20 protein-coding genes are annotated in these 21417 nt (G+C 67.8%); 12 read left to right on the top strand and 8 right to left on the bottom strand.

Annotated elements, in window-relative coordinates; translation table 11 throughout:
- Positions 1-238: 238 nt before the first annotated feature.
- Entirely contained in the window at positions 239-1660 is a 1422-nt protein-coding gene (locus tag ACILR9_RS18860) for an aldehyde dehydrogenase family protein (RefSeq protein WP_395711490.1), read from the top strand.
- Between the two features lie 176 nt (positions 1661-1836).
- Here the strand turns inward: ACILR9_RS18860 and ACILR9_RS18855 are convergent, their stop codons facing one another.
- The gene (locus ACILR9_RS18855; protein WP_395711489.1) at positions 1837-2391 is read right to left on the bottom strand and encodes a carboxymuconolactone decarboxylase family protein; all 555 of its coding nucleotides are present in this window, start codon (positions 2389-2391) and stop codon (positions 1837-1839) included.
- A 102-nt stretch (positions 2392-2493) separates the two neighbouring features.
- The gene (locus tag ACILR9_RS18850; RefSeq protein WP_395711488.1) at positions 2494-2883 is read right to left on the bottom strand and encodes a VOC family protein; all 390 of its coding nucleotides are present in this window, start codon (positions 2881-2883) and stop codon (positions 2494-2496) included.
- A gap of 125 nt (positions 2884-3008) precedes the next feature.
- Between ACILR9_RS18850 and ACILR9_RS18845 the strand changes: the two genes are divergently transcribed.
- Both ACILR9_RS18845 and ACILR9_RS18840 read left to right on the top strand, forming a co-directional pair.
- A complete protein-coding gene (locus ACILR9_RS18845) occupies positions 3009-3713 on the top strand; it encodes a C40 family peptidase (protein ID WP_395711487.1) in 705 nt (234 codons plus the stop codon).
- A gap of 292 nt (positions 3714-4005) precedes the next feature.
- Positions 4006-5199 carry a multidrug effflux MFS transporter gene (locus tag ACILR9_RS18840; RefSeq protein ID WP_395711486.1) on the top strand — a complete coding sequence of 398 codons (1194 nt, stop codon included), beginning with the start codon at positions 4006-4008 and terminating at the stop codon, positions 5197-5199.
- A gap of 51 nt (positions 5200-5250) precedes the next feature.
- Here ACILR9_RS18840 and ACILR9_RS18835 read toward each other — a convergent pair whose 3' ends face one another.
- From ACILR9_RS18835 to ACILR9_RS18815, 5 genes are all read right to left on the bottom strand, one after another.
- Entirely contained in the window at positions 5251-5514 is a 264-nt protein-coding gene (locus ACILR9_RS18835) for a hypothetical protein (RefSeq protein ID WP_395711485.1), read from the bottom strand.
- A gap of 2 nt (positions 5515-5516) precedes the next feature.
- The gene (locus ACILR9_RS18830; RefSeq protein ID WP_395711484.1) at positions 5517-5792 is read right to left on the bottom strand and encodes a hypothetical protein; all 276 of its coding nucleotides are present in this window, start codon (positions 5790-5792) and stop codon (positions 5517-5519) included.
- A 7-nt stretch (positions 5793-5799) separates the two neighbouring features.
- On the bottom strand, positions 5800-6924 hold the full coding sequence (locus ACILR9_RS18825) for a helix-turn-helix domain-containing protein (protein ID WP_395711483.1): 1125 nt from the start codon (positions 6922-6924) through the stop codon (positions 5800-5802).
- Between the two features lie 192 nt (positions 6925-7116).
- Positions 7117-7986, bottom strand: a complete 870-nt coding sequence (locus ACILR9_RS18820; RefSeq protein ID WP_395711482.1) for a hypothetical protein — start codon at positions 7984-7986, stop codon at positions 7117-7119.
- Positions 7987-7989: 3 nt separating this feature from the next.
- The gene (locus ACILR9_RS18815; protein ID WP_395711481.1) at positions 7990-8352 is read right to left on the bottom strand and encodes an Eco57I restriction-modification methylase domain-containing protein; all 363 of its coding nucleotides are present in this window, start codon (positions 8350-8352) and stop codon (positions 7990-7992) included.
- Between ACILR9_RS18815 and ACILR9_RS18810 the strand changes: the two genes are divergently transcribed.
- From ACILR9_RS18810 to ACILR9_RS18785, 6 genes are all read left to right on the top strand, one after another.
- Entirely contained in the window at positions 8270-8512 is a 243-nt protein-coding gene (locus ACILR9_RS18810) for a type II toxin-antitoxin system Phd/YefM family antitoxin (RefSeq protein WP_395711480.1), read from the top strand. The genes ACILR9_RS18815 and ACILR9_RS18810 overlap by 83 nt on opposite strands.
- 4 nt (positions 8513-8516) lie before the next feature.
- Positions 8517-8954: a type II toxin-antitoxin system VapC family toxin gene (locus ACILR9_RS18805; RefSeq protein WP_395711479.1), complete on the top strand. Its 438-nt coding sequence runs from the start codon at positions 8517-8519 to the stop codon at positions 8952-8954.
- 1016 nt (positions 8955-9970) lie between these two features.
- Positions 9971-11683, top strand: coding sequence for an NAD(P)H-dependent oxidoreductase subunit E (locus ACILR9_RS18800; RefSeq protein ID WP_395711478.1), 1713 nt, complete (start codon positions 9971-9973; stop codon positions 11681-11683).
- 196 nt (positions 11684-11879) lie between these two features.
- On the top strand, positions 11880-14648 hold the full coding sequence (gene fdhF, locus ACILR9_RS18795; protein WP_395711477.1) for a formate dehydrogenase subunit alpha: 2769 nt from the start codon (positions 11880-11882) through the stop codon (positions 14646-14648).
- Between the two features lie 192 nt (positions 14649-14840).
- Positions 14841-16094 carry a gephyrin-like molybdotransferase Glp gene (gene glp, locus ACILR9_RS18790; RefSeq protein WP_395711476.1) on the top strand — a complete coding sequence of 418 codons (1254 nt, stop codon included), beginning with the start codon at positions 14841-14843 and terminating at the stop codon, positions 16092-16094.
- A gap of 62 nt (positions 16095-16156) precedes the next feature.
- The gene (locus ACILR9_RS18785) at positions 16157-17314 is read left to right on the top strand and encodes an AGE family epimerase/isomerase (RefSeq protein ID WP_395711475.1); all 1158 of its coding nucleotides are present in this window, start codon (positions 16157-16159) and stop codon (positions 17312-17314) included.
- Positions 17315-17480: 166 nt separating this feature from the next.
- Here ACILR9_RS18785 and ACILR9_RS18780 read toward each other — a convergent pair whose 3' ends face one another.
- Positions 17481-19244: a cation:proton antiporter gene (locus ACILR9_RS18780; RefSeq protein ID WP_395711474.1), complete on the bottom strand. Its 1764-nt coding sequence runs from the start codon at positions 19242-19244 to the stop codon at positions 17481-17483.
- Positions 19245-19546: 302 nt separating this feature from the next.
- Here ACILR9_RS18780 and ACILR9_RS18775 point away from each other — a divergent pair, with 302 nt between their 5' ends.
- The 3 genes from ACILR9_RS18775 to ACILR9_RS18765 all read left to right on the top strand — a co-directional run bounded on the left by ACILR9_RS18775 (position 19547) and on the right by ACILR9_RS18765 (position 21409).
- Positions 19547-20587, top strand: coding sequence for a TonB family protein (locus ACILR9_RS18775; protein ID WP_395711473.1), 1041 nt, complete (start codon positions 19547-19549; stop codon positions 20585-20587).
- A gap of 136 nt (positions 20588-20723) precedes the next feature.
- Complete coding sequence (locus ACILR9_RS18770; RefSeq protein WP_395711472.1) at positions 20724-20909, top strand: hypothetical protein; 186 nt, start codon at positions 20724-20726, stop codon at positions 20907-20909.
- A 47-nt stretch (positions 20910-20956) separates the two neighbouring features.
- Positions 20957-21409, top strand: coding sequence for a thermonuclease family protein (locus ACILR9_RS18765; protein ID WP_395711471.1), 453 nt, complete (start codon positions 20957-20959; stop codon positions 21407-21409).
- Positions 21410-21417: the final 8 nt, after the last annotated feature.

Genomic DNA, 21417 nt, shown 5'->3' with positions numbered 1-21417 from the left:
CTAGAGCATGATCGTCTTTGATCGAGACACTAAAAATGACCTCACCCTGAGGAGCGGCCGCAGGCCGCGTCTCGAAGGGTCGGCTACAGCAACGCTGCTGCCCTTCGAGACGCCACGCTACGCGTGGCTCCTCAGGGTGAGGTTTCCCTTGAAGCAATCACGCTCTAGAATTGCCGCCGTCCGGGGTCGGTGTGCCGCCGCCCGATACGGCCGCGAAATCTCGAGGAGGATCAGCCAAATGGTCAATCGCACGAAATTCTATATCGACGGCGCCTGGGTCGACCCGGCCGTCATGAAGACGATCCCGGTGGTCAATCCGGCTACCGAAGAGCCGATGTACGACGTTGCCGTCGGCTCGAAGGCCGATGTGGACAAGGCGGTTGCCGCCGCCCGCGCGGCGTTCGCGACGTTCTCGGTCACGACGCGCGAGGAGCGCATCGCGCTGCTCGAGAAGATCATCGACGCCTACAAGGCGCGCGCCAAGGAAATCGCCGCCGCCGTCTCGGACGAGATGGGCGCACCGATCCCGATGGCCGAGCGGGCGCAGGTCGGCGCCGGCCTCGGCCACCTGATGTCGACCCTGCAGGTGCTGAAGGACTATCACTTCGAGGAGAAGGTCGGCGCGGCGACCGTCGTGCGCGAGCCGATCGGCGTGGTCGGCATGATCACCCCATGGAACTGGCCGCTGAACCAGATCGCCTGCAAGGTCGCGCCCGCGATCGCCGCCGGGTGCACCATGATCCTGAAACCGTCGGAGTTCACGCCGACCTCGGCCCTGATCTTCGCCGAGGTCATGCACGCCGCCGGCGTCCCGAAGGGTGTGTTCAACCTCGTCAACGGCCTCGGCCCCGAGGTCGGGGTCGCGATGAGCGAGCACGAAGGCATCGACATGATCTCGTTCACCGGCTCGACCCGCGCCGGCATCGACGTCGCCAAGCGTGCCGCCAATACGGTCAAGCGCGTCAGCCAGGAGCTCGGCGGCAAGTCGCCGAACGTCATCCTGGAAGACGCCGACTTCACGAAGGCGGTGACCGGCGGCGTGGCCCAGGTGTTCCTCAACTCGGGCCAGTCCTGCAACGCACCGACGCGCATGATCGTGCCGACCGGCAAGATGAAGGAAGTGGCGGCGATCGCCAAGGCGGTCGCCGACAAGACCAAGGCGGGCGATCCGAAGGCCGAGGGCACGACGATCGGTCCCGTGGTCAATCGCATTCAGTGGGACAAGATCCAGGCGCTGATCAAGAAGGGCGTCGACGAGGGTGCGACGCTGGTCGCCGGCGGTCCGGGCCTGCCCGAGGGCGTCAACAAGGGCTTCTATGTTCGCCCGACCGTGTTTGCCGACGTGACCAACGACATGACGATCGCCCGCGAGGAGATCTTTGGACCGGTCATCGCCATCCTCGGCGCCAAGGACGAAGCCGAGGCGGTCAAGATCGCCAACGATACGCCGTACGGCCTCGCCGGCTACGTTTCCGCCGGCTCGGTCGAAAGCGCCAAGCGCGTCGGCAGGCAGATCCGCGCCGGCAACGTCAACCTCAACGGCGTTCCCAACGAGCGCACCGCCCCGTTCGGCGGCTACAAGCAGTCCGGCAACGGCCGCGAGTGGGGCAAGTACGGCATGGAGGACTTCCTCGAGGTGAAGGCGATCGCCGGCGCCTAAAACACGTCCCTTCCCCAGCTTCGCTGGGGAGGTGTTCATGCTCCTCCCTGGCGAAGCCGGGGAGGTGTCGGCGTAATCGCCGACGGAGGGGTCAGAGGCCACCTCACGTGACTCGTGACCCCTCCGTCTCGGATTACCGAGACACCTCCCCAGCGAAGCTGGGGAGGCGAAGAGATCTACTCCTTGAACGGCAGCTTCTCGCCCTCGGGCAACGGCACCTGGAACACATTGAGCGTCATCGACACCAGGCCGTAGTAGCCCATCACTCCGACCAGATCGACCACGCCGTTCTGCCCAAACAACTCCTTCGCCCTGGCGAAGGTCGGCTCGGACACCCTCTGCGTCTGCAGCAGCTCCCTGGCGAACTGCCAGATCGCTTCTTCCTGGGCGTCCATCGTCTTCGGCTTCTCGCCGCGATGGATGGCATCGATGATGCCCTGGCTGATGCCGGCGTTCCTCGCCAGTTGCGCGTGCGCGTACCATTCGAACTGCGCGCGCCACTGCTGTGCCACCATCAGGATGGCGATCTCGTAGTGTTTCGCCGGAAGGCTGGATCCGAACCGGGTCTGCGCCCCCAGCGCCTGCGCCAGATCGGCGAATTTCGGCGAGGGCAGCCAGGCCATGAACGGCCCGCGCGTGGCGGAGCCGCGCGGCCCGGCGGTGACATTGTCCACCACCTGGCGTTGCTCGGGCGTCATCTGTTCCGGTGTCAGGGTTTCGTGGCGGGGCATGGCCGTTCCTCCAGAGTGAGAGCGTAGCGTTTCTCGCCGTAGGGCTGTTCAAGCGCCCGTCGGGCCGGATTGTTCCTGTTCGTCGGTCGCGTGTCGGTCGCGTCAGGCCGCGTTGCGGTCGACCAGCTCGATGGACACGCCTTGCGGCCCGCGCAGGAAAGCAATGCGCACGTTGGGCCGTATCGTCGTGGGCTCCATGGTGAATTCCGCGCCCTTGGCCTTCAATTCGGCCACCGCGGCATCGATGCCCGTGACCGTCAGACCGATATGGTCGAGGCCGAGATAAGGCGACGTCGGCGCCGCGCCGATCTTGCCGTCCGTCGGTGCCTGGGCAATGAACACGTTCAAGCCGCAGAGGTCGAGATCGACGCGCGGCTTGCCCTGCTGCACGGACCGCAGCACCTCGGCGCCGAACATGCGCTCATAGAACTGCGCCGTCGCCTCCGGATCGGGGCTGCGAAGGTGCACGTGGTCGTGGGTGAATTTCGCCATGGTGGTCTCCTTGTGGTCGCATCAAAAGTATCCCCAGCGCAATCGTGGCGCCATTGCGGCTTTTGTTGGACGGCCATCCTCCCCTCGATCAGGATTGCAACGTCGACGGCAGCTCAGGGGGAGACATGGCGGACAGTGCCGGACGCAGCAGGCTCTCTTCGAGCCTGCTGGCCATCATGCAGGCGAGCGCCTGTCTGAGTTTCGCATTAGCAGCCACCCTGCTGTCCGGCGTCGCTTCACCGGCGATGGCTCAGGTCAAGGCTCCCGCGAAAAGCACCTTGAAGCCGATCGCCAAGGCGCCTCCCCAGACAGATCCATCCGACAGTATAGCCGACCAACTCAATGCAAAATGGCAGAAGGAAAATGGCGTCGCTGCCGAGCCGCCGAGAAAGGAAGAGGCACGCCTTCAAACGGTGTCTTTGCAACAGTCACCTTCCACGAACACGCAGTGGGGAGAGCGCCTGGTCTCCCATGCCAGGAAGTATCTGGGGACGCCGTATCGCCATGGCGGCATCTCGCCGGCCACCGGCTTCGACTGCAGCGGCTTCGTCTATTACCTCTACGGGGCGACCTTCCAGCAACGCATTCCGCGCATGCCGAACGACATGGCACGCGAGGGCATGGTGGTCGCGCGCAGCGACCTGAAAACCGGCGACCTCGTGTTCTTCGGCAGCGCTACCACCTTTACGCATGTTGGAATCTACGTCGGCAACGATTCGTTCATCCATGCAACGCACAAAGGCTCGCCCGTCCAGATAACGCATCTCGACAGCGACTATTATCGCCAACGCTATGTGACCGCCGTGAGGCTCGCTCCCTCGGGCCCCTGAACCCCCTCCCCAGCTCCGCTCTTCCCTCCTCCCCAGCTTCGCTCTTCCCTCCTCCCCAGCTTCGCTGGGGAGGTGTCCGCGTAATCGCGGACGGAGGGGTCAAGGGCCACAGTCACGCTGCTCATGACCCCTCCGTCGCGTCGCGTTTTTGGCCGTAGGCCAAAATCGCTTTACCGCGACACCTCCCCAGCGAAGCTGGGGAGGAAATTAAAGGCGAAAAACTGACGCGCCCATCCGGACGCTGCTATGAAGCGCGCCCTTCCCCATCTCGGGCCATCCGAAACTCCCGCGTATGCGTACGACCAAACCGCCGATCTGGCTGCTGATGAGCGCGACCGTGTCGTCGCAGCTCGCGCTCACCATCTTCCTGCCGTCGCTGCCGGCCATCGCGCGAAGCTTCGATGTCGCCTACGGCACGGCGCAGCTCACGCTGTCGGTGTATCTGTTCGCGTTCGCCTTCGCGCAGCTTGCCGTGGGCCCTCTCTCGGACAGCATGGGCCGGCGGCCGGTGCTGCTGGCAAGTCTGGTCGTGTTCACGATCGGCAGCCTCTGCTGCGCCGTCAGCCCGACGATCGAGGCCCTGATCGCGTCGCGCCTGATCCAGGCCTGCGGCGCCTGCGGCGGCGTCGTGCTGGGCCGCGCCATCGTGCGCGACAGCCGCTCCGGCCCCGAAGCGCCGCGGGCAATGGGCTACATGGCGTCGGCCATGGCGGTGGCGCCCGCGCTCGCGCCGCTGCTGGGCGGCCAGCTGCTCGGCAATTTCGGTTGGCAGAGCAGCTTCTGGTTCACGGCTGCCGTCGGTTTCGTGACGCTGGTCGCGGTCTGGCACATCCTCGGCGAAACGGCGCCGAAGGCAGCGCCGCGCACGACCGGCGTGGTGCGCGATTACATCGACGGCTTCCGCGGGGTGCTGCGTGAACGCCGGTTCGTCGGCCTCATGATCGCGGCCACCTGCGCCTCCTCCGGCTTCAACGTCTTCTTCTCCGGCGGACCCATCCTGCTGATCCAGGGGATGGGCGTGGCGGCGGAACTTTTCGGCTGGTTCACGCTGGCGTGGGCGGGCAACTTCGTCGTCGGCAGCCTGGTCTCCAGCCGCCTGCAGGGCCGGGTGCAGAGCCTGCTCCTGATCCCCGTGGGCCAGGGCATCCTCACAGCAGGCGCGGCGGCAATGATCGCGACGGCCTTGCTCGGCTTCGTCACGCCGCTCGCCCTGATCGTGCCGCTGGTCCTGATGGGCTGGGGCAACGGCCTCAACATGCCCAACGCGATCGCCAACGCGCTCGCCTCGGTGCCCGCCAACCGCGTCGGCGCGGCCTCGGCGCTGATGGGTTTCGTGCAGATGATCGCGGCCGCGCTGCTGACCTTGCTGATCGGCTACCTGCCGCACACCACGCAGTTGAATATCGGTCTCGGCGTCGCCGTGACCGGCATCGTCGGGCTGGCGGGCTGGTGGACACTCGTGCGCAGGCTGCCCAAGGCGACTTGACGCGATCCCCGGGATAGCGTCATCGCATCGGAAATGTCGAAGCGTTGGCCTTCAGCGCTTCCCCAATAACGAATACCAACGCTGAGCGGCCGAACGTGAGGGCCGATCCGGTGGATCAAGCTCCTCGCCTTCGGGAAGCCCGGCTCGGCCCAAATCGAGCGGCCGACGGGTAACCGATCCCCTCGTCGCCTCCCTGGCCCAGCGCTGATGCTTGGCTTCCTCCTTCGCGCGTTCGGCCTTGGATCGGGCTTCTGCCTTCGCACGCTCGGCCTTGGATCGGGCTTCCGCCTCGCGTCGTTCCTTCAGCTTTGCCATCCTCAGAGCCCGATCTTGCGACTCCTTCTCTTTCCTAGAGCGAGCCGGGCACGATCGAGATCCGTCACGTCGTGGACGGCGTGCAGGGACTGTCGCAGCGCCGCCGGATCGACCTGCTGCTCGGGGCGCCGGCGCTGGAAGCCGGTATGGGTCTCCATCGTCATCGTCTCCACCGTTTCCAACCGATGGCCGCCGGCCAGCGCCTTCCAGGACCCCGTGCGCCAGGCTTCGAGGATGGCGTTGGTATCCAGCAGGACCGGACGGCCGCGCAGAGCCACGGCGCCCTCACAGCTCGAACGGAGTCGCAACCCCGTGCCGCTCGAACAGGTCGGCGAGGTCGTCCAAGGTCAGGCCGACCAGGTCGGCGGCGCGCCGGGCGGAGACCCGGCCGGTGTCGATGGCGCGCGCCAGCACCTCCAGGAACGGCCGCGAGAACAGTGGCGGCAGGCCGGCCCTGGCAGCCTTGGGTTCCTCGGACCTCAGCAGGCGATCGTCGAGCGCGCGCGCCGCCTTGACAGACAGGTGGCCGAGGGCGACCAGGCGCCACTTGAGCGCCGTCGCCGTCACCTGCAGGGCGCGAGCGACCGATTTCAAGCGACGAACCAGCGCCTCGCCCTCGGGCAGCCGCTTCCAGTCGCCATGCTGCTCCAGCACCGTGCGCGGCATGAGAAGCGCGCTGGCGAAGTTGTTGGCGAGCTGCTCGACGCGCCCGCGCCCGGTCTCGCTCGACTCCTCGACGTGCTCAGGCGGCATCGCATCCCAGGTCAGCAGGTGGAACAGCTCGTGGGCGAGATCGAAGTGCCGCCGGCCCGCGACCTCACGACGGTTGATCAGCACGGCGTCGAGCTCCGGCAAGCGGCAGGCCGCCCCCGAAACGCCCTCGGCGGCATCGACCATCAACACCAGGATCGCGAGCTCGCGCGCCATCACCTCGGCGAGCCGCGCCGCCGGCACATCGCCGAGCCCGAACTCCTCGGCAAACCGTTCGCCCGCTGCCATGGCCTCGTCGAAGCTCGAGCCCTTGTGCAGGGAAAGCGCACGGCGCAGCAGCGGCGCCCGCTGCCCGACCTGCGGAGCAATCTCGCGAAAGGCCGCAATCCAGCGGCCCGCCACCGCCTCGAAGCTCTCAAGGCGACGTGGTGTGACATTGGTCTGCCGCCACGAGAAGCGGCCCTCGCCTGTCAGCCTGAATGGATCGACGAGGTCGTCGAGCGTGATGCCGAGCTTCTGGACCGCCAGGATCAGCTCGTCGGCCGACAGCCGCCGCTCGCCGGTCTCGATGGCAGACACAGTCTGGCGGTCGTTGAAGCCGAACAGGTCGGCCAACTGCTCCTGCGACAGGCCGCGCTGTTCGCGGATGGCACGCAGGCGCGCACCGAGACGGGCCGAGGCATTGGGCACGTCATACATATAGTCTTGCGTTTTCCTTCTTGCAAGAATTTCTTGCAGTTAGATAAGGACCCCCTGATTCTCCGAGAATCCCGTCTTTCGACGCCCCCGTCTTGCCTTTGGGACCACTGGCCCAACCGCCGCCTCCGCGACCACCCTCTTCGAATTGAGATCGAGAAGACGAGCCAGCACCTCGTTACGGAAGTCCGCCGGTCAGAACAGCCGGCCTTGGTACTTCGGCTCGTCCTCGTCGCGCTCTGTCAGGTGCAGCGACTGGGCTTGTGCAGCGAGGTCGCGCCAGCCATAGGCCCCCAGGACAGCGCAGTCTATGTCGTGGTGGAGCTGACGCAGCTTAACGATGTCCGACGCACTCTCGTCAGGATCATGAAACCGGTTGTATGTCTTCGTCAGCCCGAGATTGGCGCTTATCAACCCCGGTCTCTTTTCAGCATATTGCCACCAACGCTCCCTGAGAGCGTCGCGCTTCTGAACATCGCGTTCTGGCTTGACCTTTCTCTTAACGATCTCGATGAGATCTGGATACTCTTCGCTCACCACCTTCAAGGGCCGATCGAAAAAGTCGATTACGTAACGATGAGGCTTCTGCTCAGGGTCATTGTTGACCTCCTCGCCGCCGATGTAGGGAAAGATGCGTTCCTGGTTCCGCGGATTCGTGGCTATGAGCCGGCGCATCTCGGCGAGCGAGGTGGGCCGGCCAATGCCATCGCCTGCACCTTCGTCGTCGAAGGTGAATCCCATACCGAGAGCATACGAGCCGATAAAGGCCTCGCCCGAGTGCTCCGATAGCGGTTTAGGCAAGTCGTCGAGGTCGCCTTCAACCAAGTACGCCGAAATTCGCTGCACAGGTTTGCCGTCCAATCGAGGACGCCATTCGTCAGCCTGTTTGCCGATATGCACCACGGACACGACCACCGCCGCTTCACCAGGCCACACCAGGCGACGCGTTGCTGCGTAGACGCGCCCACCATCGCGCAGGATGGGCGCAAGTCCGGTTTCTCGGGTATCCTCCTGGCCGATCGTGTTAGTGGCGATCAGTCCGAAGGCACCGCCATTGGCGATCAAGCTTCAGGCGCGCCGCAAGAAATGCGCGACATAATCGGCATTGCCGTGTGATCCAAGATGCAAGACCTTGAGCCAATCGAGAATCGGTTCGGGATATGAGCTGATGACCGTATTCTTGCCGGCGAAGGGCGGGTTGCCGACCACGGCGTCGAAACCCGGTTTGTCGCCATCAAACACCTCCGGAAACTCCAGCTCCCAATGGAATGGACGTAGAGGGTAAGCTTGGCCGCCGGTCCTTGGCGTGCTATCTTGGTGACCAGTTTTCTGGTCATGGGGGGCGACGGTGGTTACCGTGAGTCTGGCGCAGGCAAAGGCGCATCTCAGCGAGCTGCTGGACAAGGTGGAATCGGGCGAGGAAGTCGTCATCACGCGACACGGTAAGCCCGTGGCCCACATTCGAGCCGTCGTTCAGCCGAAGATGCCGCTGCCTCTGGAGAAGCTCGCGGCCTTTCGAGCAGGCAGATCGCCATGGCGCAAGGATAGCGCGACCCTGGTGCGCGAGATGCGCGACGACGAGCGCTACTGACGAAATGAACTACTTCGACACCAGTTTCCTGACGCCACTCGTCCGCAAGGAAAGAACAAGCGCGCAGATCGCCCGGTTCGTGGCAGGGCTGCCGACCGGCCACCTGGCGATCAGTCGCTGGACAGAGGTGGAGTTTGCCTCGCTGCTGGCGCGCGATGTTCGGATGGGCGCCATGAATGCCGCCGAGGCGCGCGCCACGGAGACGCTCTTCGAAGAGGTCGTCACCCAGTCGCTGATCGTCTGGCTTCCCGAGGCCGAGGACTACGATTTGGCCAAGCGCTACCTCCGGCGGCACGAGACAGGGCTGCGAGCCGGTGACGCTCTGCATCTCGCGATCGCGGCCAACCATGATGCCCGGGCCATCCACAGCCTCGACAAGACGATGATCAAGGCCGGCAGGCTGCTCGGCCTGCCGATCAGCGGCAGCCCGGGCGCTGCGTAGGCGGCGGGTGATAGCACCGAGGCGTGCTGACCAACCGACAGGACGCTGCGGGGGCCTCTTGCCTTCTCTTCAAACGTGGACATAGTCAGATTTGGATGGCTTCATCGGCGAGAAGGTAAGCGCGCGGGGACGCGTGCAATCAATTGCACAAGGTCATGGCTGCAAATGCGAACCAGGCAGGCTGGCTCGCCTGCTTTCGAGGGCGGTGCTGTGATAGCTGCGTACGGCAAGATGCAGCCTCTGCCAGCAGCCACGACAATGACCAGCAGCACTGACGCACGCCACTCGACTGACGCAACGATCTTCGCTTGCGTCAGCGCCAAGTCCTTGATTCAAAAGGCCACTGACGCACGGACGCAACTGACGCAAGGATCGGCACCGAATCTCCACGGCCGCTCCAGTGACGTGAAGGTGACATTGCGAAGGAGCGGACATTGGATGACCTCGACCGCAAGACACAGCTCCGACCGCACGGTGCGGTCGCGACGGGTCACTTGCGGTCGGTCCAGACCGTTGATTCGACAGGCTTCGACCGCAACCGACTGCACTGACCGCAAGAAAGGGGGGCGCTTTACTTTGTTGGGGCGCGAGCGCTCCCTCCGCCGACCAGAGTGTGCTCCGACATCAATCCGAGGCGGCGGGCTCCCTGATCGCTGCTCCAGATAGCCTGATCCGATGACTCGAAATCCCTGCTTCGGTGCGAGCAATTCCCTGATAATTTTCCCTGTTCCGCGCTATCGGGCGGCTGCAAAAGCCTTGCTCCACGGCACTTTCTCGGCCTCGTCCCCGCTACCGGCCCGCCGGCTGGCCCTCATGGTTGAAACTCATCGCCGGGAGCGCGCCACTTGAGGCGGAGTAACCTCAGCCGACGACGGCGCTCATCTTATGGATCACAGATCCCATGAGCGCCATCGGAGTGGCGCGCTCCCGGCGGAAGAGCCATGGCTCCGCCGGTCGATTGACTGTCGGGCGGGCAGCGTTAGGCTCACCGCAAAACCCACGCGAGGAGAGGATTTTTGCCTGAAGGCAGTCGGCCGGCGCACCAGCCCCGGCATCCCGGCTCGAGCCGCCGCCGCGGCCGGACGATCCCCAAGGGCCGGCAGCTCGAGACGACGGCCCAGGCCGACGTCCGCGCGCTGCTGGGGACGGCCGAGCGCCGGCGCGATCTGCTGATCGAGTTCCTCCACCTTATCCAGGACAAGTACGGCCACATCTCCGCCGCCCACCTGATGGCGCTGGCCGACGAGCTGCGCATGGCGCAGGCCGAGGTCTACGAGGTCGCCACCTTCTATGCTCATTTCGACGTCGTGCGCGAGGGCGAGACGGCGCCGCCGGCGACGACCATCCGGGTGTGCGACAGCCTGTCGTGCGCGCTGGCCGGCGCCGAGGAACTGCTGGCGACGCTGAAGGCAGGCCAGGACCCCGATGTCCGGGTCGTCCGCGCGCCGTGCGTCGGGCACTGCCATACCGCGCCGGTCGCCGAGGTCGGGCACAACTTCATCGACCACGCCGATGCCGCGTCGGTCGGCGAGGCTGTGCGCTCGCCTCTTCACCATTCGGCGATCCCCGACTACATCGATTTGGACGCCTACCGCGCCAACGCCGGCTACCAGACCCTGGCGCGGCTGCGCAGCGGCGCGCTCTCGCGCGAGGCGCTGGTCGAGATCGTCGACAAGGCGGGCCTGCGCGGCTGCGGCGGCGCCGGCTTCCCGACGGCGCGCAAGTGGCGCTCGGTGCTGGGCGAGCCGGGGCCGCGCCTGATGGCGGTCAATGCCGACGAAGGCGAGCCCGGCACCTTCAAGGACCGGCATTTCCTCGAGACCGACCCGCATCGCGTGCTCGAAGGCATGCTGATGGGCGCGCACCTGGTCGAGGCGGCCGACATCTACTTCTATCTGCGCGACGAGTACCCGGCCTGCCACGCGATCCTGAAGCGCGAGCTCAGCCGGCTCGACGCCGCCGGCCTGCTGGCCGGCGTGCGGGTCCATCTGCGGCGCGGCGCCGGCGCCTATATCTGCGGCGAAGAGTCGGCGATGATCGAGAGCATCGAGGGCAAGCGCGGCCTGCCGCGCCACAAGCCGCCGCTGCCCTTCCAGGTCGGCATCTTCGGCCGGCCGACCCTGATCAACAATGTCGAGACGCTGTACTGGGTGCGCGACCTGGTCGAGCGCGGCCCCGAATGGTGGCAGGGCCAGGGACGCAACGGCCGCAAGGGCCTGCACGTTTATTCGGTGTCCGGGCGCGTCGCCGATCCCGGCGTCAAGATCGCGCCTGCCGGGGTGACGGTGCGCGAGCTGATCGACGAGTTCTGCGGCGGCATGCTGGCCGGCCACGCCTTCAAGGCCTACGTGCCGGGCGGACCGTCGAGCGGCATCCTGCCGGCCTCGCTGGGCGACGTGCCGCTCGATTTCGGCACCCTGGAGCCGCACGGCAGCTTCATCGGCTCGGCCGCCGTCGTGATCCTGTCCGACCAGGACGACATCCGCGCCGCGGCGGTCAACCTGATGCGCTTCTTCGAGGACGAGAGCTGCGGCCAGTGCACGCCCTGCCGGGTCGGCACCGAGAAGGCCGTCAAGCTGGTGCTGCGGAAGGGCTGGGACGAGAAGCTCCTGGGCGAGCTCTCGGTGGCGATGCGCGACGCCTCGATCTGCGGGCTCGGCCAGGCCGCGCCCAATGCCTTGAGCACCGTGATGAAACACTTCCCGGCGGACGTGGGGATCGTGCGATGAGGGGGATCGTGTGCGCCACTCAGGGGCGCCAACTTTTGCATCTCCTCCCCAGCTTCGCTGGGGAGGTGTCGCCGTCTTACGGCGACGACGGAGGGGTCAGAGGCCACGGTCCCGCTGCTCATGACCCCTCCGTCCGCGATGACGCGGACACCTCCCCAGCGAAGCTGGGGAGGAACGCTTATGCGGAGATCGTGCGATGAGCGTGGCGAAGTTCACGATCGACGGCGTCGAGGTCGAGGGGCGGGACGGCGAGACCATCTGGCAGGTCGCTCAGCGCAACGGCGTCGACATCCCCCATCTCTGCTGGTCGACGGCGCCGACCTATCGGCCCGACGGCAACTGCCGGGCCTGCATGGTCGAGATCGAGGGCGAGCGCGTGCTGGCGGCCTCGTGCCTGCGCAAGCCGGCGCCGGGCATGAAGGTCGGCGTCGCCACGCCGCGCGCCGAGGCCTCGCGCCGCATGGTGTTCGAGCTGCTGGTCGCCGACCAGCCGGCGCGCGCCACCTCGCACGATCCCGACTCGCGCTTCTGGAACTGGGCCGATGCGGTCGGCGTCACGTCGAGCCGCTTCCCGGCCGACGAGCGGCCGGCGAGCGACGTCAGCCATCCCGCCATGGCGGTCAATCTCGACGCCTGCATCAACTGCACTCTCTGCGTCCGCGCCTGCCGCGAGGTCCAGGTCAATGACGTGATCGGCATGGCCGGGCGCGGTCCTCTCTCGAAGATCGTGTTCGATTTCGACGACCCGATGGGCGAGAGCTCGTGCGTCGCCTGCGGCGAGTGCGTGCAGGCCTGCCCGACCGGTGCGCTGATGCCGGCCACCCTGCTCGACGCCGCGCAGACGCGCACCGAGTGGGCCGATCGCACGGTCGACAGCCTGTGCCCGTTCTGCGGCGTCGGCTGCCAGCTCACCTATCACATCAAGGACGACCGCATCCTGCACGTCACCGGCAAGGACGGGCCGGCCAACCATGCGCGGCTGTGCGTAAAAGGCCGCTTCGGCTACGACTATGCGAGCCATCCCGATCGCCTGACGGTGCCGCTGATCCGCAAGGACGGCGTGGCGAAATCGGCCGACGACGAGGTCGATCCCGCCAACCCGTGGACGCATTTCCGCGAAGCCACCTGGGAAGAGGCGATGGAGCGCGCCGCCCGGGGCCTGATCGAGATCCGCGAGCGCCGCGGCGGTCCCGGCCTGGCGGGCTTCGGCTCGGCCAAGGGCTCCAACGAGGAAGCGTATCTGTTCCAGAAGCTGGTGCGCACCGGCTTCGGCACCAACAACGTCGATCACTGCACGCGGCTCTGCCATGCCTCGTCCGTCGCCGCGCTGTTCGAAGGCATCGGCTCGGGCGCGGTGACGGCGCCGTTCTCGGCGGCGCTCGACGCCGAGACCATCATCGTGATCGGCGCCAACCCGACCTCCAACCATCCGGTCGCCGCCACCTTCATCAAGAACGCCGTCAAGCGCGGCGCCAAGCTGATCGTCGCCGATCCGCGCGGCCAGGGCCTGTCGCGTCACGCCACCATCGACCTGCGCTTCAAGCCGGGCAGCGACGTCGCCCTGCTGAACGCGATGCTGCACACGATCATCACCGAGAACATGACCGACAAGCAGTACATCGCGGGCTTCACCGAGGGCTTCCCCGACCTGGTCGAGCGCATCGGTGGCTTCTCGCCCGAGGCGATGGAGCCGGTGTGCGGCGTGCCGGCCGACACGATCCGCGAGGTCGCGCGCCTGTATGCGCGATCGAAGAGCTCGATCATCTTCTGGGGCATGGGCATCTCCCAGCACGTGCACGGCACCGACAACGCGCGCTGCCTGATCGCGCTCGCCCTGGTGACCGGCCAGATCGCGCGGCCGGGCGCCGGCCTGCATCCGCTGCGCGGCCAGAACAACGTGCAGGGCGCCTCGGACGCCGGCCTGATCCCGATGTTCTTCACCGACTATCGCCCGGTCGAGCTGGCGAGCGCGCACGACTACTTCGAGGCGACCTGGGGGGTGCCGCTCGATCCCAAGCGCGGCCTGACGGTGGTCGAGATCATGAACGCGATCCACGCCGGCCAGATCGAGGGCATGTACATCATGGGCGAGAACCCGGCGATGTCGGACCCCGACGTGCAGCATGCCCGCGAGGCGCTGGCCGAGCTGAAGCACCTCGTGGTGCAGGACATCTTCCTGACGGAGACGGCGTGGCACGCCGACGTCGTGCTGCCGGCGTCGGTGTTCCCGGAGAAGACCGGGACCTACACCAACACCGACCGCCGCATCCAGCTCGGACGCACGGCCCTGCCCCTGCCCGGACAGGCGCGCGTCGATCTCGACATCATCATCGATCTCGCCAACCGGCTGGGCTGCGGCTGGACCTATTCGGGTGTCGGCGACGTCTACACCGAGATGTCGGGCACCATGCCGTCGCTCAGGAACATCAGCTGGGAGCGGCTGCAGCGCGAGGGCGCGGTGACCTATCCGGCCGACGCCGCCGACAAGCCGGGCAACGAGATCCTGTTCAATTCAGGTTTCCCGACGGCGAGCGGGCGCGGGCGGATCGTGCCGGCGCATGTCCGGCCGCCGGATGAAATTCCGGACGAGACCTATCCCTACGTGCTGTCGACCGGCCGCGTGCTCGAGCACTGGCACACCGGCGCGATGACGCGGCGCTCCGCCGTGCTCGACGAGCTCGAGCCCGAGGCGATGGCGTTCCTGTGCCCGCGCGACGTCGAGAAGCTCGGCATCGGCCGCGGCGACATGATCCGGGTGTCGACGCGGCGCGGCGCCATCGAGCTCAAGGTGCGGGTCGACCCCGATGTGCCCAACGGCATGGTGTTCATCCCGTTCTGCTACGCCGAGGCGGCGGCGAACATCCTGACCAACCCGGCGCTCGATCCGTTCGGCAAGATTCCCGAATTCAAGTTCTGCGCCGCCCAGGTCGAGCCGGTCGCCGTCGCCGCCGAGGCGGCGGAGTAAGGGCCTGTGACAGTGGTTCCTCCCTCTCCTGTCATCCTGAGCGGAGCGAAGGATCTCATCGCCAGACGGTCCAACGTACACTCGTACCAGGCGGCGATGAGGTCCTTCACTGCGTTCAGGACGACAGAAAGGTTCGCGATGGCGAACTCACCTGCCGCCACAGAACGACGGCGATAGCGGAGACGCGAGCGCATGGCGCAGCTATCCGATGATTGCTTTGCCTTCGGCGGTGCCCTTCTCGGCATCGATGCCGCGCGCGACATGATCTTCGAGCGGGTGGTGCCGGTCGCCGGGATCGAGCAGGTGCCACTGCGGCGCGCGCTTGGCCGCACACTCGGGCAGGACATCACCGCGCCGATCGCCGTGCCGGGCTACGACAACTCGGCGGTCGACGGTTATGCCGTGCGCTTCGACGATCTCGATTCGGTGCGCGAGACGGTGCTGCGCTGCGTCGACCGCGCCGCGGCGGGGCATGGTGCCACGATGGCGCTCGGGCCGGGCGAGGCGATCCGGATCTTCACCGGGGCGATGCTGCCCGACGGGGCCGACGTCGTGATCATGCAGGAGGATTGCCTGCGTGATCACGACCTGGTGACGATCCGGCCGGGCATCAAGCGCGGCGCCAACCTGCGCCGCGCCGGCGAGGATATCGCCCGCGACTCGATCGCGCTCACCGCGGGCCGCCGCCTGGGACCGGCCGATCTCGGCCTGCTGGCGGCGCTGGGCTTCGTCAAGGTGCCGGTGCGCCGGCGCCTGTCGGTGGCGCTGCTGTCGACCGGCGACGAGGTGCGCGAGCCCGGCGAGCTGCTGCGGCCGGGCCAGGTCCACGACGCCAACCGCTACGTGCTGGCCGGCATGCTGGAGCGGCTCGACGTCGACGTCGCCGACCTCGGCATCGTGCACGACGACCCGGCGAGCCTGGGCGACGTGCTGCGCCGGGCGGCCGAGAAGAACGACCTGATCGTCACCTCGGGCGGCGTCTCGACCGGCGAGGAGGACCATGTCCGCGCCGCGATCGCCAATCACGGCTCGCTCTACTTCTGGCGGCTGGCGATCAAGCCCGGCCGGCCGGTCGCCATGGGCCAGATCGGCGCCACGCCGCTCGCCGGTCTGCCCGGCAATCCGGTCGCCGCCCTGCTCACCTTCGCCCTGGTGGCGCGACCGATGATCGAGGCGCTGTCCGGCACCGAGCCGCACATCGCCCGCCGGTTCCGCGTGATGAGCGCTTTCGACTACAGGAAGAAGGCCGGCCGCCGCGAGTTCGTGCGCGTCTCGCTCGACCGCCCCGATGCCGGTCTCGCCGTGGCGACCCGGTTCGCCAAGGAGGGCGCCGGCATGCTGACCTCCCTCACCGAGACCGACGGCCTGGTCGAGCTGCCCGAAGAGTTGACGAAACTGCAGTCGGGCACCGAGGTCGATTTCGTGCCCTACAGCGAGCTGATGTGAGCGATGGTGAGCGACATTCTTAGTCTCCTCCCCACCTTCGGTGGGGAGGAAACCATCGCCCCATGAGCGACGCCGACCTCCCGCGCTTGCGCGACCGCCTGCTGCAGTGGCTGCACGCCGATGCCTTGCCGACATGGTGGGACGTCGGCGCCGATCAGTCGGCCGGCGGCTTCCACGAAGCGATCGACCTCTCCGGGCGCCCCGTGCTTGGCGAGCGGCGCGCGCGGGTCCAGGCGCGGCAGATCTTTTCCTATGCCGTCGGCGGCGCGCTCGGCTGGTCGGGACCGTGGCAACGCGCCGTCGGGCACGGCCTCGACTACTATCTCGACCGCTACCGCCGCGCCGACGGTCTGTTCTGGAATGCCCTGGCCAGCGACGGACGGCCGGTCGAGAAGGCGCCGCACCTGTACGAGCAGGCCTTCGCCTTGCTGGCGCTCGCGACAGTCGCCAGCAGCAGCGCCGCCACCGATCGCAGCCTCGAGCCGATCGCGGTGGCGATCGTCGAGCGGCTGCTGGCCGAGCGGCGATGCCCGCACGGCGGCTTCACCGGCTTCGCCGACGACGCGCTCTACCAGTCCGACCCGCACATGCACCTGCTGGAGGCCGCCCTGGCCTGGGAGCAGGTGTCCGCCGACGCCCGCTGGGGCACCCTGGCCGACGAGGTCGCCGAGCTCGGCCTGCGCCGCTTCGTGGTCGCCGATGGACGCTATCTGCTGGAATACTTCAACGCGGACTGGTCGCCGGCCGCCGGACTGGCCGGCCGCCTGGTCTGGCCGGGACACCAGTTCGAATGGGCCGGCCTGCTCGAGCGCTGGGGCCGGGCGCGCGGACGCGACGACGCGCGGCGCATGGCGCGGCGCCTCTACCGCACCGGCGCCGACCATGGCATCGATCCGGTGCGCGGCGTCGCCGTGTTCGAGCTGCTCGACGACATGTCGGTGCACGATCCCAAGGCGCGGCTGTGGTCGCAGACGGAATGGCTGAAGGCGGCGCTCATCCTGGCCAACGCCGAGGAGGACGCCGCGCTGCGGCGCGGCTACCGCAGCGATGCGGCCGCGGCCGCGCGGGCCTTGCTGCACTATCTCGAGACGCCGGTGCCCGGCCTGTGGCGCGACAAGCTCGCCGGCGACGGCACCTGGATCGAGGAGGCGGCGCCGGGCAGCTCGTTCTATCACATCATCGATGCCCTGCGCGTGCTCGCCGCCAGCCCCGATGCGTAGCACGAACACTTCATTTCACGAGATCAGTGCATCCGGCAGATTGTCATCCCGACCACAGCGAGGGACCTTTGAGGCAGCAGGAAAGGTCCCTCGCTTGCTTCGCAAGCGCCTTGCTCGGGATGACAACAGCGCCGTCACAACTGAAGCCCTGGCTCGTTACAGGTCCCTACTCCCCGCGCAGGCTGCGGGCGCGGCCGCCGAGCGCGTTGGGGTCGTTGAGCTCCTTGCGGTAGTCCTCGCGGCGCTGGTGGATCGAGGCGATCACCAGGCCCATCGGCACGCCGAGCCCGACCAGCAGCGATTCGGAGAGCTGCAGGGAGGCCTCGATCGTCTCGGGCACGGCATCGGAGGCGCCGAGGCTGTAGAGCCGCTTGGCCTGGCGGGCGTCGCGCGCCCGCGCCACGATCGGCAGGTCGCGGTGGATCTGCCGCGCCGTCGCCACCACGGCTTCCGTGCCATCCGGCGAATCCATGGTCACCACGACGGCGAGCGCGGTCTCGAGCCCGCAACGCTGCAGGAACTCCGGCCGCGAGGCATCGCCGTAGAGGATCTCGTGGCCGGCGCGCCGCGCCTCCTCGATCTGCCGGGGCGTGCGATCGACGGCGAGCCAGGGGATACCGTGCGCCGTCAGCATCTCGGCGACGAGATGGCCGACGCGGCCGTAGCCGACCACCAGGACTCGCGGCGTCGTCGTCGGGTCGTGCGGGATGGGCGGATGCTCGGCCGGCGCGGCGCGCCGGTGAAGGGCAGCGCCGGCGGCGGCAAGCAGCGGAATGCAGAAGATCGACAGCGTCGAGGAGACCAGGATGGCCTTGCCGAGCGATGGCTCGACCAGGCCCTCCGACATCGCCGAGTGGAGGACGACGAAGGAGAACTCGCCGCTCGCGGCGAGCAGCAGGGCGATCTCCGTCGCCGCGGATGCGGCAAAGCCGAAGAGCCGCGCCAGCCCGAAGATGACGCCGCCGTTCAGCACCATGAGGCCCAGCAGCAGGCCGATGATCTGCAGCGGCTTGGCAACCAGCAGCGACAGGTCGAGGCCGATGCCGACCGAGACGAAGAACAGGCCGAGCAGCAGCCCCTTGAACGGCTCGACGGTGGTCTCGACCTCCTTGCGGTACTCGGTCTCGGCGAGCAGCAGGCCGGCGATGAAGGCGCCGAGCGACATCGACAGGCCGCAGATCGCCGCCACCAGGCCGGCGCCGACCACGACCAGGAGACAGGCGGCGACGAACAGCTCCTCGCTCCTGGCCTTTGCCACCAGGGCCATCAGCGGCCGCAACGCCAGGCGACCCAGCACGACCAGCGCGACCATGCCGATAGCGGCCGGCGCGAAGGCCAGCAGCAGGCGCGGCGAGAAGCCCTCGCCCATACGGTAGCCGAGGAAGGCGATGGTGATCAGCAGCGGCGCGACCGCGAGATCCTGCAGCAGGAGGATGGCGAAGGTCGCCCGCCCGGACGGGGTGTATTGCCGCTTCTGCTCGGCCAGCAGGGGCATGACGATGGCGGTCGATGAGAAGGCGAGCGACATGCCCACCAGGGCGGCGGCCGTCGGGTCCTGTCCCAGCGCGATGGCGGCGGCGGCGATCACGGCCGTGCAGATCGCAACCTGCAGCCCGCCCAGGCCGAACACCAGGCGGCGCAACGACTTCAGGCGCTCCCACGAGAGCTCGAGGCCGATGCTGAAGAGGAGGAAGACGACGCCGAGATCGGCGAGCTGCGCCACGCTCCTGGGGTTCTTGATGGTGACGTAGCTGAGCCACGGAACCACATCCTGCAGGGAGCCGAGCCCGGAGGGTCCGAGCAGCACGCCGGCCGCCAGGAAGCCGAGAATGGGGCTGAGCTTCCATTGCCGGAACAGCGGCACCACGAAGCCGGCGGTGACCAGGAAGAGGACGACGTCGCCGTAGTCGCTGGCCTCGACGTTGGTCACTCTGACGCAGTCCGCGATGGCGGCAGAGCGCCGCCAAAATCAGGCATCACGGCGTTTGCCCGCTGCACACGCCGCACGGCCGCTCCATATGGAACGGCAAGCGACGACGACGCGACGACGGGAAGCATCATGAATCGGCTATACGACACACGCGATGAAATGCGAAGCGAGATTGCCCGGCGGAGATGCGCGCCGTCGCTGTCCGGCCGCGTTGCCGGCCGGTAGCAGTCGAGCCAACCACGCCGTAGAACAGACCTGTCGTGGCCCACACCGTCAGCGCCTTCGCTCTTCGATCCAGACGGATGTCGACGTCCGCGCTGGCGCTGACGCTGGCGTTGCATGGATTTATCGGGGCGGCGCTCCTGTGGCTGGCGACCAACCAGCCGCGCGAGCCGCTGCCCGAGACAGCGATCGAGGTAACGGTCGTCGAGCCGCCCAAGCCGCCGGATCCTCCGAAATCGCCCGAGCCTCCGAAGCCACCCGACCCGCCCAAGCCGGTCGTCGAGTCTCCTCCGCCCGCGCCGCCGATCCCGCCGGGATTAAGACCGCCCGCCGAGTTCACCGCCGAGAAGCCGACCCAGGTTCCGCGGGCCAGCGAGCAGCGCAACACGCCGCCGGCGCCGGATCCGGCGGCCCAGCGCGACGCGGCGGCGCCGCCGCTGAACGCGCCGGCGCCGCCGCCCGCACCGACCGTCGAGCCGCCCAAGCAGGCCGCGCCTCCGCCGACGCCTGCTGTCGAGCCGCCCAAGCAGGCTGAGCCATCGCCGAGGCCACCCGTCGAGCCCGCCAAGCAGATGGCGCCGGCGCCAACGCCGCCCGTCGAACCGCCCAAGCAGGCGGAGGCGCCGGTCGTCCCGCCACCCAAGCCGGCAGCGAAGCCGCAGGCACACGCCGCCCTCGCTCCGCCGCCGGTCAGGCCGGCGCCGGCGCCCCAGCGGCCCGAGCTCCGCCCTTCTCCCCTGGCCGCGCCGAGCCAGCGCCCGCCGTCGGCGGCTCCGCGGGCCGAGGAGGTGTCGCCCTCACCCTTCGTCAATCCCGCCGACAGCTACAATCGGGCGCGAATCTCCGACAATTATCTCTGGCAGGTCGTGCGCAAGCTGGCCGGCTACCGCTATCACGCGCGCGCCAATGTGAGCGAAGGCATCACGGTCGTCCGGATCGTGATCGCGCGCGACGGCCGCCTGCTCGATGTCGGCATCACCAGCTCGAGCGGCGTCCCGGCATTCGACCAAGGCGTCATTGCCGGTGTCCGCGCCGGCTCGCCCTACGCGCCCCTGCCGCCCGAGATCAAGGGGGAGCAGGCGACCTTCACCCTGCCGCTCGTGTCGTCCACCGTCAGGTGATCACATTTCAGTGATTGTGCATGCCCCTTTTAAATGGGAGAGTTGCGAAACTTGCGTAGCGACAAAACGAAGACCGGAGCGGCCCGCAAGAGGCTCGATCCCGGCCCCGATCGCGAGGCCACGGCGAGGAGACACGATGATCCGGGAGGACGAGACCCCGATGCCGCCGCCCGATTTTTGGGCAACTCGCGCCGACGAGGCGCGCGCCCTGGCGCATCGGCTTCGCGATCCCGTTGCCCGGACGCTGATGCTCGACATTGCCAACAAGTACGACCACATGGCCGCCCGCGCGGCGCGCTTCAGGTCAGCTTGCCCGGGCTGACCGACGGCGCCTTCATTCCGCCTCAGCCGGGGCACAGCATCGCCGTCATGCGACCTGCGCTTCTGAGCACCCTGCTCCTCGCCCTTGCCGCCGCGCCCGCAGCGGCCCAGACCGCGATCAGCGGCGACGTCCTCAAGCTCCACGGCACGATCTACCAGCTGTGGGCGATCGACACGCTCGAGACCCACCAGTCCTGCGCCGACGGTTGGCCGGGTGGCGTCAAGGCCAAGTCGGCCTTGCGCGGCTTCATGCGCGACAGTCGCATCGCCTGCGAGCCGGTATCGCACGACGCCAACGGCCGCGTGGTTGCCCGCTGCACGGCCGACGGCGCCGATCTCGGCGCCGAGATGGTGGCGGCCGGCCTCGCTCTCGCCGTCGATCCCACGGCGGCCGACTATGCCGACGAGGAGGCGCTGGCCAAGCAGCATCATCGGGGGCTGCACGCCCACGACTGCACGGCCGCCTGGGAGTGGCTGGCGCACAGCCGCAAGAGCCGCTGATCCCACGC

Source organism: Reyranella sp. (genome assembly GCF_044224635.1).
GTDB lineage: Bacteria > Pseudomonadota > Alphaproteobacteria > Reyranellales > Reyranellaceae > Reyranella.
The sequence above is the reverse complement of the archived record's forward strand: the minus strand, read 5'-3'. Positions and strand labels throughout refer to the sequence as shown.